The sequence below is a fragment of the Sphingobacterium yanglingense genome, assembly GCF_004363245.1.
Classification (GTDB): Bacteria; Bacteroidota; Bacteroidia; order Sphingobacteriales; family Sphingobacteriaceae; genus Sphingobacterium; species Sphingobacterium yanglingense.
Genome location: NZ_SNYV01000018.1, coordinates 242,466 through 254,854 on the forward strand (window position 1 = coordinate 242,466; position 12,389 = coordinate 254,854).

Annotated in this window: 15 protein-coding genes; 11 read left to right on the plus strand and 4 right to left on the minus strand. The window is 38.7% G+C overall.

The window, feature by feature from the left end; all coding sequences use genetic code 11:
• Positions 1–7 precede the first annotated feature (7 nt).
• The 6 genes from CLV99_RS20755 (at position 8) to CLV99_RS20780 (ending at position 3,913) form a co-directional block, all read left to right on the plus strand.
• Positions 8–577: a DUF4199 domain-containing protein gene (locus CLV99_RS20755; RefSeq protein ID WP_133586430.1), complete on the plus strand. Its 570-nt coding sequence runs from the start codon at positions 8–10 to the stop codon at positions 575–577.
• An 18-nt stretch (positions 578–595) separates the two neighbouring features.
• Entirely contained in the window at positions 596–1,546 is a 951-nt protein-coding gene (locus tag CLV99_RS20760) for a glycosyltransferase family 2 protein (RefSeq protein ID WP_133586431.1), read from the plus strand.
• A gap of 2 nt (positions 1,547–1,548) precedes the next feature.
• Complete coding sequence (locus tag CLV99_RS20765; protein WP_133586432.1) at positions 1,549–2,556, plus strand: glycosyltransferase; 1,008 nt, start codon at positions 1,549–1,551, stop codon at positions 2,554–2,556.
• Positions 2,557–2,629: 73 nt separating this feature from the next.
• A complete protein-coding gene (locus CLV99_RS20770; RefSeq protein WP_133586433.1) occupies positions 2,630–2,896 on the plus strand; it encodes a hypothetical protein in 267 nt (88 codons plus the stop codon).
• Positions 2,897–2,899: 3 nt separating this feature from the next.
• Entirely contained in the window at positions 2,900–3,670 is a 771-nt protein-coding gene (locus CLV99_RS20775) for an MBL fold metallo-hydrolase (RefSeq protein ID WP_133586434.1), read from the plus strand.
• 90 nt (positions 3,671–3,760) lie between these two features.
• Positions 3,761–3,913 carry a lmo0937 family membrane protein gene (locus CLV99_RS20780; protein WP_133586435.1) on the plus strand — a complete coding sequence of 51 codons (153 nt, stop codon included), beginning with the start codon at positions 3,761–3,763 and terminating at the stop codon, positions 3,911–3,913.
• Between the two features lie 15 nt (positions 3,914–3,928).
• On the opposite strand, the gene CLV99_RS20785 is transcribed toward CLV99_RS20780, so the two are convergent.
• The 4 genes from CLV99_RS20785 to CLV99_RS20800 all read right to left on the minus strand — a co-directional run bounded on the left by CLV99_RS20785 (position 3,929) and on the right by CLV99_RS20800 (position 8,281).
• On the minus strand, positions 3,929–4,618 hold the full coding sequence (locus CLV99_RS20785) for an IspD/TarI family cytidylyltransferase (protein WP_133586436.1): 690 nt from the start codon (positions 4,616–4,618) through the stop codon (positions 3,929–3,931).
• 116 nt (positions 4,619–4,734) lie between these two features.
• A complete protein-coding gene (gene queA, locus CLV99_RS20790) occupies positions 4,735–5,784 on the minus strand; it encodes a tRNA preQ1(34) S-adenosylmethionine ribosyltransferase-isomerase QueA (RefSeq protein ID WP_133586437.1) in 1,050 nt (349 codons plus the stop codon).
• Positions 5,785–6,026: 242 nt separating this feature from the next.
• Positions 6,027–7,232, minus strand: a complete 1,206-nt coding sequence (locus CLV99_RS20795) for a pyridoxal phosphate-dependent aminotransferase (protein ID WP_246032820.1) — start codon at positions 7,230–7,232, stop codon at positions 6,027–6,029.
• A 173-nt stretch (positions 7,233–7,405) separates the two neighbouring features.
• Positions 7,406–8,281 carry a PPK2 family polyphosphate kinase gene (locus tag CLV99_RS20800; RefSeq protein ID WP_133586438.1) on the minus strand — a complete coding sequence of 292 codons (876 nt, stop codon included), beginning with the start codon at positions 8,279–8,281 and terminating at the stop codon, positions 7,406–7,408.
• A gap of 175 nt (positions 8,282–8,456) precedes the next feature.
• Here CLV99_RS20800 and CLV99_RS20805 point away from each other — a divergent pair, with 175 nt between their 5' ends.
• From CLV99_RS20805 to CLV99_RS20825, 5 genes are all read left to right on the plus strand, one after another.
• Complete coding sequence (locus tag CLV99_RS20805) at positions 8,457–9,059, plus strand: hypothetical protein (RefSeq protein WP_133586439.1); 603 nt, start codon at positions 8,457–8,459, stop codon at positions 9,057–9,059.
• Positions 9,053–9,784, plus strand: coding sequence for a DUF3307 domain-containing protein (locus CLV99_RS20810; protein WP_133586440.1), 732 nt, complete (start codon positions 9,053–9,055; stop codon positions 9,782–9,784). Before CLV99_RS20805 ends, CLV99_RS20810 begins: the two co-directional genes overlap by 7 nt.
• 32 nt (positions 9,785–9,816) lie before the next feature.
• On the plus strand, positions 9,817–10,947 hold the full coding sequence (locus tag CLV99_RS20815; RefSeq protein ID WP_133586441.1) for a serine hydrolase domain-containing protein: 1,131 nt from the start codon (positions 9,817–9,819) through the stop codon (positions 10,945–10,947).
• Between the two features lie 183 nt (positions 10,948–11,130).
• Entirely contained in the window at positions 11,131–11,631 is a 501-nt protein-coding gene (locus tag CLV99_RS20820; RefSeq protein WP_133586442.1) for a hypothetical protein, read from the plus strand.
• Positions 11,632–11,636: 5 nt separating this feature from the next.
• Positions 11,637–12,314, plus strand: a complete 678-nt coding sequence (locus CLV99_RS20825) for a head GIN domain-containing protein (RefSeq protein WP_133586443.1) — start codon at positions 11,637–11,639, stop codon at positions 12,312–12,314.
• Positions 12,315–12,389 lie beyond the last annotated feature (75 nt).

The following is a 12,389-nucleotide window of genomic DNA, read 5'->3' on the forward strand; positions in this document are numbered from 1 at the left end:
CCTAGATATGAGTAACGAGTTGTCCAAAGGAGAAAAAAAAGATGCGCTAATATATGGTGCAGTGGCCGGGATATTGTCTATCATCTTTTCAATTATAGCTATTTACCATAGTCGTACCGTAGATAATTATTCTTCGTTATATATGGTCAGTACTGCGCTTAAGGTAATAGGTACTGTCTTGATCCCGATAGGGTTGGTTTATCTTTTGAAGAAAAGAAATGGCACGGATTGGACGTTTAGTAGGGCGTTGAAAAGTATCTATATCTTTCTTGCTGCAAGTATTGTTGTCAGTGCTATTGGTATTACAGTTTATCAGAAGTTGATATTGGATCGAACGGTATTAGAGGAAAGTTATCAGAATCTTATGAATCTTAAGATCGTAGAGATGGAAAGTAGGGGAGCTACTGATGATGAGATAGATCAACAGATGGAAATTATAGAACAGGATAGGGCATTTGCGTTTTCTGATCTATCTTTTAGAAATACAATTCCTCCGATTTTTATAAGTCTTTTGGTCAATTTTGTCTTTGCTATGGTATTGGCATTGTTGTTTCGGACTAAGGTTGTCAAAAAGTAAATGATTCTTAGATAGCATATGGATATTTCAGTTGTAGTACCGTTGTATAATGAGGCTGAGTCGCTGCCGGAACTAACCGATTGGATTCGACGAGTGATGGTCGCCAATAACTTTAGTTATGAAATCATTTTGGTTGATGATGGAAGTAAAGATACATCTTGGTCTGTTATATTGGATTTGAAGCAGCAGCACGAGCAGATTTCGGGGATAAAATTCAGACGTAACTATGGTAAGTCTGCCGCCCTGAATGTGGGATTCGCGGCAGCTCAGGGCGAAGTCGTAATTACGATGGATGCAGATTTACAAGATAGCCCCGATGAGATCCCTGAATTATACGACCGTGTTATGAATCAAGGGGCAGATTTAGTGTCTGGTTGGAAGCAGAAACGATATGACCCTATCACAAAGACTATCCCTACAAAGTTATTTAACGCTGTGACTAGGGCTATGTCTGGTATAAATAATCTCCACGATTTCAACTGTGGATTGAAGGCTTATAAGAAAGATGTCGTCAAGAGTATTGAAGTGTATGGTGAAATGCATAGATATATTCCTGTAATTGCTAAATGGGCGGGATTTTCTAATATACAAGAGCAGGTTGTACAGCATTACCCTAGAAAATATGGTACGACTAAGTTTGGTGCGGGAAGGTTTGTAAAGGGTTTTTTGGATTTGATGTCTATTTTCTTTGTAGGCAAGTTTGGCAAAAGACCGATGCACTTTTTTGGACCGATAGGTGTAATCAGTTTTTTAATTGGCTTCTTTATTACTGTGTACTTGATATCAGAAAAGTTAATGAGTATAGCCAATGGTACCGTGTATCGTAATGTCACTGATCAACCTTTATTTTACCTATCGTTGTTGGCAATTATGATTGGTACACAGTTGTTTTTGACTGGTTTTATTGCTGAACTGTTATCAAGAAATAGTTCGGAGCGTAATAAATATCAAATCGAACGAGTTGTGTAGCTATGTTTTTTTCGATTATTATCCCCTTATATAACAGACCTGAAGAGATTAAGGAGCTTTTACAATCTCTGTTAAGGCAGTCCTATAAAGATTTTGAGGTTATTGTTGTTGAGGATGGATCAGCTGTCCCAGCAAAAACTATTGTAGAGGGATTTGAAGGAGCTTTGGATATCCATTATTTTGAAAAGAGAAATGAAGGACAGGGTTTTGCACGGAATTATGGTTTTGAACGAGCTCGTGGCACATACTTTATTGTGTTCGACTCAGATATCCTCGTTCCCGAGGACTATTTGACAATTGTAAAGGAATCCATTGATAAGGAGGGATGGGATGCTTTTGGTGGACCTGATGCAGCGCATGAATCTTTTACAACGATACAGAAGGCTATTAGTTATTCGATGACTAGTCCATTTACAACAGGTGGAATACGAGGTAATAAGAACCATGTTGGACAATTTCATCCCCGAAGTTTTAATATGGGGATATCGCGAAAAGTGTGGGAGGCTACTGGCGGGTATAAGTTGTCGAGGAGATCAGAAGATATCGAGTTTAGTATTAGAATGATAAATGCCGGTTTTAAGGTAGGACTTATTTCTGATGCTTTTGTCTATCATAAGAGACGTACGAGTTTGAATCAGTTCTTTAAGCAAATCTATAATTTTGGAAAGGGAAGGATTGATATTGCGCAAATCTATCCTAGCGAACTCAAAGCTGTGCATGCATTGCCAGCTGTCTTTACGTTGGGAGTGTTAGGGCTGTTTACGTTGAATATTATTGACCTTTTACTGTTTAATGATGCAGTGATATTGCATTACTTGGTTTGGTTGGGAGATATTCTTTTGTTTTCTTTTGTGGTATTGCTGCTATGGCATAGCACAATGGTCACTAAGAGTTTTAGAGTTGGACTTTTTTCAGTTGTCACCGCTTTTATACAGTTGATGGCTTACGGTTTTGGCTTTATGGGAAACTATATAGATCGTGTGTTGTTGCGTAAAGATACATCCGCATAAATGAAGGGAGAATTCTGTAAAGAAATCTATACGATAATTAGTAGTTAAGAAATTGATAGTTTAAATTTGAATAGTGGTATCGATTACACAGTATAATCTAGATAAAATAGAGAATTTGTTGGAAGAGTTGGGCTATAAAGTCCGGTACGAAAAGGGTAACTTTAAGACTGGGGCTTGTGTTATTCAAAACTCTAAAGTTATTGTGGTCAACAAATTTTCTAATTTGGAGATTAAAATAAATTCCCTAATTCAATTGATTAAGGAGTTTGAGTTTCTTAAAGAAGATCTGGATGAAAAACAATGGGCATTTTATAAGTCATTATTGAAAACAAACGATTAAATATTGAAAATTCGATTTTTAGGAACAGGAACTTCTCAGGGTGTACCCGTCATTGCGTGTAGCTGTCCGGTATGTCAGTCTTCTGATGCTCGGGATAAGCGGTTGCGCACTTCTGTTCTGATCGAATTAGACAACGGATATAATGTGGTTATTGATACTGGCCCTGATTTTCGGTATCAGATGTTACGTGAGAGGGTAGATCATCTGGATGCTGTCTTGATGACACATTCTCATAAGGATCATATTGCTGGTCTTGATGATGTTCGTGCATTTAATTATCATCAACAACAATCGATTTCGATCTATGCGGATGCACCTACCTTAGAGGCGTTGCAACGCGAGTTTTACTATGCATTTTCTGCTGTTAAATATCCAGGTGTCCCTCAACTTGACCTCGAAGAAATAAAATCTGGAATTCCTTTTGATATATTTGAGCAAAAGATAATGCCGTTTGAGGTATTGCATTATAAAATGCCGGTTATGGGGTTTCGAATCGGTAGATTTGCTTATATCACGGATGCAAAGACCATTTCCCAAGAGAGTAGAGCTCAATTGAAGGGGCTTGACGTATTGGTGGTAAATGCTTTACAAGAGTCTCCGCATATATCACATTTTACACTAGAGGAAGCGCTAGCCTTCATTGATGATATAAAACCCCAACGCGCTTATCTTACCCATATAAGCCATAGATTTGGAAAACATGAATACATTGAGGATCTCCTTCCTGCACACGTTCATGCAGCCTATGATAGATTGACTATCGAGGTTAAATAATTTGTCTCACAACAAACTTTTTGAGTTACTGCCTGTTCGTTATTGTAAAATAATTAGAACAACACAATAAATTCATTAAATTTTAAAGCTATGGGAAATTTACTTTATTTAATCGCAGTAATTTTGGTTATTATTTGGGCCATTAGTTTTTTAGGAGGATATGCTACAGGAGGAATCATCCATGTATTATTGGTCATTGCTATTATCGTTGTATTACTACGTATCATACGAGGTAATGCGTAGTCTTTGATCTAATTTTTACAGCTCACCCTTCAGATAGAGCTCCGCTATTTTGAAATCTGCGGCAAAGGTTAGTTTTAGGTTTCTTTCTGTACTTTCGATTAGCTGTATGGAATGACCTTTTTGTTCGACAACGGAAGCATCATCTGTAAACATAGGGGTTTCGTCTTGTTCAAAGGCTTCAATCAATAAAGAAGCAGGAAAGGATTGCGGGGTTTGTATTTGCCATACATTGTTCCGATCTATTGCTTTGGATGCCGACTTATCACCTATTCGGATAGAGTTGATGCTAGGGGTAGCTAGAACATTGCTTTGGCCTTGGAGTGCGAGCTCAAATGATTTTACAATCAATGATCTGTCTACTAAGGGACGTGCAGCATCGTGCACTGCAATAGCAGTAGGGTAATCAAATAGAGACGTGTTGGTTGCTATGTAACATAGGGCATTTTTGACACTTTGAAAGCGGCTGTTACCACCAGAGACTAACTCATGAGGGATGTCAAATTGATAGTCTTGACATAACGATCTCCATGTCTCTATCATCTCTTCGTTCAATACGATAATGATACGGTCGGCTATGCCGGAAAAAGCAAGTATCGTATGCATGAGCACAGGTTTGTCTTGCAATAAAAGGTATTGTTTCGGGAGATTGGATTGGAGACGTGTGCCACTTCCTCCTGCGGCTATGATTGCAATCTTGTTGGGCATAATAAAAAAAAGCGTGGATTTTAATTATCCACGCTTCAAACCTACATAAATTTGTATTTACGCGCAATAGAAATGCGCTTTTATATAGAAATATTCACAAGCTTTAGGCTTATTATTTAAATAATAAGCATTGCGTCGCCGTAGCTGTAAAAACGGTATTTCTCTTTGACAGCTACCTCATAAGCATTCATTACATTTTCATAACCACCAAATGCTGCAATCATTACCAATAATGTCGACTCTGGCGTATGGAAGTTCGTGATCATTGAGTTTGCTATACTGAACTCATATGGCGGATAGATAAACTTACTCGTCCAATCTGTCCCTGGTTTAAGGTGTCTGTCTGCTGATACAGATGATTCGATCGCACGCATGGAGGTTGTACCTACAGCACATATGCGACGCTTGTCATCGATAGCACGGTTTACTCTATTTGCAGCTTCATCAGTAATGATAAATTGCTCGGAGTCCATTTTGTGTTTTGTTAAATCTTCTACCTCTACGGTTCGGAATGTTCCCAAGCCTATGTGTAGGGTGATCTCTGCAAAGTCAACTCCCTTAAGTTCTAGACGTTTCATCAATTCCCGAGAGAAGTGAAGACCTGCTGTAGGAGCAGCTACCGCACCTTCGTTTTTTGCGTAGATGGTTTGGTAACGGAATTTATCTTCTGGAGTTGCCTTACGTTTAATGTATTTTGGTAGCGGTGTCTCTCCCAATATTTCGATGTTACGACGGAATTCTTCGTCTGTACCTTCAAAAAGGAAGCGGATAGTACGACCTCTAGATGTTGTGTTGTCAACAACCTCAGCAACTAATAAATCGTCGTCACCAAAATAAAGTTTGTTCCCTACACGGATTTTGCGGGCCGGATCTACCAATACATCCCACAGTCTTAACTCTCTGTTGAGTTCACGTAGAAGGAATACTTCAATGGTAGCACCTGTTTTCTCTTTATTCCCGTACATGCGGGCCGGGAAAACTTTGGTGTCGTTCAATATCATCACGTCTTTATCATCAAAATAATCTAAGACGTCTTTAAAGATTTTATGCTCAATCTTACCTGTATCTTTATGTAAGACCATTAAACGTGATTCGTCACGTTGTTCAGATGGCTCGGATGCCAACAGAGATTCAGGTAAGTTGAATTTAAATTGTGATAATTTCATGTGCAAACAGTATTTATGTGTTTTAACAGTCCTCAGTAGGGCTAAAAAAGCACACAAAGGTATGCATTTTTATTGGGATTAGTGGTAAATTCTTTTGCCAGTTCCCTTTTTTCTGTTATAAGGAGGAATGGGGATTTGATCGAAAAAAAAGGCGGTGTGGACAATCCCATTTTGATTAGGCTAGGTATGTAGGGAGTTGTAGATAATAGAAGCTCCCTTCTAGGAGGGAGCTTCTATATTATTTAAGCGAGTTTTGCTAATGCTTCTTTTATTCTACGGAGAGCTTCTTTAAGGTTTTCGTCTGAAGCCGCATAGGATAGTCGGATATAGTTATCATTACCAAACGAGTTCCCGTCTACAGTAGCAACATGCCCCTGATTAAGTAAGTACAATGCGAGGTCTCCTGAGTTTTTAATGATATTACCATCTTGGTCTTTTTTTCCAAAGAACGAACTGATCTCTGGGAAGAAATAGAAAGCTCCTTCAGGGAGATTGGTTTTAACACCGGGTATATCATTTAATAAGTCGTAAACCAATTGACGTCTGCGTGCGAAGGCTTCTTTCATTTTGTTTACACTCTCAAGACCACCTTCATAAGCTGCAATACCTGCACGTTGCGCTATAGAGCAAGTACCAGAGGTAGTCTGTCCTTGCATCTTGTCATTGGCCGCAGCAATTTCTTTACTTGCAGCAATGTATCCCAAACGCCAACCTGTCATAGCAAAGGCTTTTGAAAAACCATTTACAATGATCACACGGTCTTTGATGCTTGAGAACTGAGCGATAGATTCGTGTTTGTCTATAAAGTTGATATGCTCGTATATCTCATCCGAAATGATGAATATATTGGGGTGTTTTTCAAAAACTTTGGCTAATGCTTCCAATTCAGCCTTACTGTATACCGAACCGGTAGGATTGCAAGGGGAGGAGAACATAAAGATTTTGGTCTTAGGCGTTATAGCCGCTTCCAATTGTGTAGGTGTAATCTTGAAATTACTCTCGATATCCGTGTCGATAAAAACAGATTTTCCTTCTGCAAGGACCACCATTTCGGAGTAAGAGACCCAGTACGGGGTTGGGATGATTACCTCATCTCCAGGATTGATCAAGGTCAAAATAACATTGGACAAAGATTGTTTTGCACCTGTAGATACAACAATCTGAGAAATGTCATAATCTAGTCCGTTTTCTTTTTTCAATTTGTCTACGATGGCCTTCCTTAACTCTGGGTATCCTGGTACGGGGGTATATCTCGTATAGTTTTCATCCAAAGCGGTTTTGGCAGCTTCTTTAACATGATCTGGAGTGTTAAAGTCAGGCTCGCCAACGCTTAAACTGATTACATTTATGCCTTGTGCCGCTAGTTCACGACCTAATTTGGTCATTTTTAATGTAGCCGATTCGGAAAGGCTATTGATTCTATCTGATAAATATGATGTTGTGCTCATGGTGATACAAATATATTATATATACTTCATTTTCAAACCTATTTTTTTGATAATTTCCAATAAAAACCGTCATAGATTTGTGAACTTATTAATAGGGAGTAAGCCTCTCCTATGAAGGAAGGTTCAGAGGGCTTGATGGTATGAAGTATAGTAATAATATTTGATGAAGTTATTTATTTTTCATTCTCTAACTCTTTGCGGTATAGTTCGATATGTTTTTCGATATCTGGAGGAAGATCTGGATAAGTGATATCCTTATATTTCTTTAGTTCTTCTAGGATGACTTGTGCGACAAGATAACGGCATATTTCTTTGTTGTCCGCAGGTATAATATACCAAGGAGCTTGCTGCTTACTGGTGTGTTGGATGGTCTCTTGATAATAGGCCATATATTCATCCCAGCGTTTTCGCTCTTTTAGATCGCCTGGAGAAAATTTCCAATTGTGATCTTCTTTGTCTAAGCGTCTCAGCAATCGGCTTTTTTGTTCGGATTTGGAGAGGTGAAGGTAAAACTTGAGAAGAATCGTCCCATTTTGACAGATATGATGTTCGAAATTATTGATTTGTTGGTATCTATTCTTCCAGAAATCTTTGGGAATATCCTTCACGTTGGAGAGACCTGGAATATTTTCTAGCAATATATATTCTGGATGTACACGGGTGACGAGGACATTCTCATAATGTGTACGGTTGAACACGGTAAATTTACCTCGTTCAGGCAGTGCAATATAGTGGCGCCAAAGGTAGTCATGCTGTAGTTCTTTGAAACTAGGTGTTTTATAACTTTGTACTACGACACCACGAGCGTTAAAATCTTTGAATACTTCTCGGATGAGAGAGTCTTTTCCTGCAGTATCCATACCTTGAAGACAAATCAATACGCTGTATTTGTTGTGAGCGTACATGACTTCCTGTATATTTGCAATATCTTTTCGTACCTGTTTTAGCTCTTTTTTAGCTTCTTCGGGGCTAATCTTGTCGATATGTGTTGGAAAATCCTTTAGTTGGAATTTTGAACCTGCTTTAAGTTGTTTTTGGAATTTACTCATATATACAAAACTCTATTTAGACATGATTTGTTTTCCTCTAGCTAATTTAAATATTAAAACAGACTAATTGATAGCTTTTTTTATCATTGAAAATCATGATAATTTTGATTATCATTAAAAATAGTGATAATTTTGATTATCATTTCAATGAGTGAAATGATATAAATAGTAGGTAATGGAATTGTATGCAATTATTACGGGTGATATTGTAGATTCGCGTTCTAAGGATATTCGGGAATGGCTTCCGTTTTTAGAGTCAACTTTAGGAGATTGTTCGGATAAGTACGATGTTTATAGGGGCGATAGTTTTCAGGTAATGTTGGGATTGGACAAAGCTATTGAGTCGATGTTTTATATCAAATCCCGTATCAGGTCTCTCGGTAATTTGGAGGTTCGAATGGGGCTAGGAATCGGCACGGTAGATTATATGGATGCGCATATAAAGAATTCATTTGGTGATGCTTTTGTGCGGTCAGGTGAAGCCTTTGAGTCCCTTCATAAAGATTTACTAATGGTAAGTTCTCCATGGAAAGATTGGGATGAATTAAGTAATATTATGCTTAATTTGTGCGTTGAAATAGCAAATCGATGGACCGTCAATATGGCGGAAACTGTTGCCGAAGCATTGAGAAACCCGGATGTGAATCAACAGGAATTAGCAAAGAGACTCCACCGTAAGCATCAGAGCCAAGTGAGTACTGAACTTACCAGGGCGGGTTGGAGCAAGTTAAATAAAGCAATCGCCTATTGCACAGAAGAATTATTGAGAAGATGCTAACACTTTTTTTAAAATTATTTTTAGCGCACTTGCTTGGAGATTTTGTTTTACAACCTCAAAGTTGGGTGATCAAGAGAAGGAATAATGTTTCTTATCTTTTACTCCATATTTTGGTTCATCTATTAATACTGACTGTAGTATTATACCCTTCGTGGTCCGAATATTGGGTACTTATACTTGCTATCGGTTGTGCACATCTTGCTGTGGATAGTCTCAAGATATGGTGGGAGAAATTATGGCCTTATAGGCCAGTATTTCTGTTTGCCCTTGATCAGTTTCTGCACTTGGTGGTATTGTTGGCTGCTACTTTTTACTGTTTTGGCATACCGACTGGGTTCTTCGAACATTTGATTTCGAATCAAATTATTTTGTGTGTTATCGCATTTTTATTGGTAGCTGTGGTAACTCCTATCTTTCTGCGTGTTTTTTTTAGCAAATGGAATCAAGAGAATGAGCTGAGCAATAAACGAAAAGATACATTAATAGATGCGGGGATGCTTATCGGAATCATGGAACGTCTTATTATTGTACTGTTTATTCAGGTGGGGTTTCTGTCAGGGATAGGCTTTCTGTTAGCCGCCAAATCCATATTTCGGTTTGGAGATCTGAAAAATGCTAAAGATACAAAGTTTACAGAGTATGTTTTAGTGGGGACATTGGCCAGTTTTACCATTGCGATAGTCGTTGGGTATCTTTTACGGCTCGGGCTAGGATATGTTTTATAAATTAGGCTTATCTAATCAAAATCAATTTAAATATGAGATATACAGCCTTACTAATTTTTATCAGTGTGTTTACAACTGCATTCTCGCAGGGTATAAAACTGGAAGTTGATCGCATTGCAAAACGTTATAATGCTGTCGGAGTCGCTTATGTGGTGGTCAAAGATGGAAAGATTATTCATAGCGACGCCGTGGGGTATAACGATTTGGAAGTGAAGACTCCCTTGAGTGCGGTCGACAATCTATTTAGAATAGCATCCATATCCAAGTCCTTCACGGCTACAGCATGGATGCAGTTGGTAGATGAAGGGAAGGTCTCTTTGGATGATGATTTCGGGAGTCTGATAGGGTTTCCAGTCAGAAATCCTCTTTTTCCGAATAAGGTGATTACGCTGAGAATGTTGCTCTCACATACGTCTAGTATTAGTGATAAAAATGGTTATTTTAATCTTGATGCTATCAATCCGATTAAAAATCCTGAATGGAAGAAGGGGTATAATGCCTATGAACCAGGAAGCCAGTATGAATACTGCAATCTAAACTTTAATATGGCTGGGGCTGCGTTGGAGCAAGCTGTCGGGGTTAGATTTGATAATCATATAAAGAAGCAGATCCTAACTCCTTTGAAGCTGAAAGGAGGGTATTGTATAGATTCATTGGATAATACCGCTTTTGCCAAAATCTATGAGTATGATTCAAAAAATCAAAAATTCGAGGTGCAGCCAGCTGCCTATGCACCAAGGAGTGAGGAGATACGTAACTATACACTTGGCTATACCACCCCTGTTTTTTCGCCAACAGGAGGACTTAAGATTTCGGCAGAGGATCTAGCCCGTTATATGATAATGCATATGAACTATGGCGAGTCAAATGGCGTCAGTTTAATTTCAAAGTCGTCGGCGAAAATCATGCAGACTCCTGTAAATAAGGACGCAGGCTATGGCTTGGCTTTGCGTGAAAACAAAACGTTTGTAAAGGGAAAGACGATGGTTGGCCATACAGGTTCGGCCTATGGCTTATATAGTGCTATGTTTTTTGAACCCCAAGAGCGATTTGGCGTAGTTGTCATCACAAATGGCTGTAAGCAAGTCTTTGAAGATGATGAACCAGTACTTTTAGAAGAGGTAGCCAATTACTTGTATGGAAACCTTATATCACCCAGGTAAAATCAAGAAGCAAATCTTAATGTCATATTTTTTGTAAAAGTTACTTTCTTTCTTAGGGAATACTTGGCTCATTTTTTGTAATTTAACGGGAGTAATCATTATAAGTCATACTTTGGTTCTCCCCGCTAGAGGGAGGATTAAATGAGAAACCGAGCCTCTGGCTCACTTAGTAATTGCTTGAATATGAAAAGAATTTTGCTTTGTATCGGAATCTTCAATTTTGTGCTGCTAGCCAAAGGACAACATCTAAATTTGGATGAGGTGCGTAAAGACTTTAACAAGGGGGTTAAAAATCAAGAACTCTGTGAGCGTCATCTGGAGGCGCTCGAAAAGCACGCCAAAAGCCCATTGGAAAAAGGTTATGAGGCTGCTTTTCATATGTTTATGGCGAAGCATACAGGCAATCCCCTGAAGAAAATGAGCTATTTTAATGGCGGAAAGAGAATGCTTGAAAAGCAGATAAAGATAGAACCCAACAATGTTGAGTTACGTTTTATACGTTTGTGTATACAGTATTACATTCCTACATATTTGGGGTACCGTGACAACATAGAGCAAGATAAAGACTTTCTGGTTAGTAACCTTTACAAATTGAATGACAGTGAGACCAAAGGGTTGTTGTTTAGTTATTTAAAGGGAGCAAAGATGTATACGGAACAGGAACTGATTCAATTGGGTAGATAAGACTTATGAAACAATTATTTTTAATATTTCTATTAGGAACCTGTGCTGTTTTTCAGGGACAGGCGCAGTTATCGAGAACGTTGACTGCTTTTAGGGAGCTTGATGTCACGGACAAAATCCGTGTGCGGCTACTGTCAGGTGAGCAGGATAAGATTGTTATAGAAGGAGAGTATGCTGGGCAACTGGAGCTCATACAGACAGATGATGTACTGCGGTTAAAGATGACGACGAGTGCTATTATGCAGGGGAACAAGGTGGATGTTAGTCTGTATACTACAAATCTCTCTAGTATTATTGCCCGAAAAGGGGCTCAGGTAAATACCGATGATCATGAGTTGGAGGCGGATTCTATTTACCTGTCGGCCAATGAAGGGGCACGTATAGCTATTCGGGTGCATGCGGGATCACTTGAAGCCTGGAGTACAGCCGGAGGCAGTATCACTTTAGAAGGAGAGGTGCAAGAACAAACGGTAAACTGTACTTTTGGAGGACAGTATGAAGCCAAAGACCTGTTATCTGACTATGCTTACATACGAACGAATGCAGGCGGCAAATGTCAAGTTAATGTAGGGAAAACAGTGGATGCCCAGACGCGTGCAGGTGGGATAATCGATATATATGGTAACCCATCGGAGCGAAAACAAAAGCGGTTGGCTGGAGGAAAGATTAATTTTATCCAATAGTTTAGTTGCGAAGAAGGCATTAAGTAGGGCGATTGATCAGACATAGTTTTTCTTATGGTTTTATTTTAAAAGAAA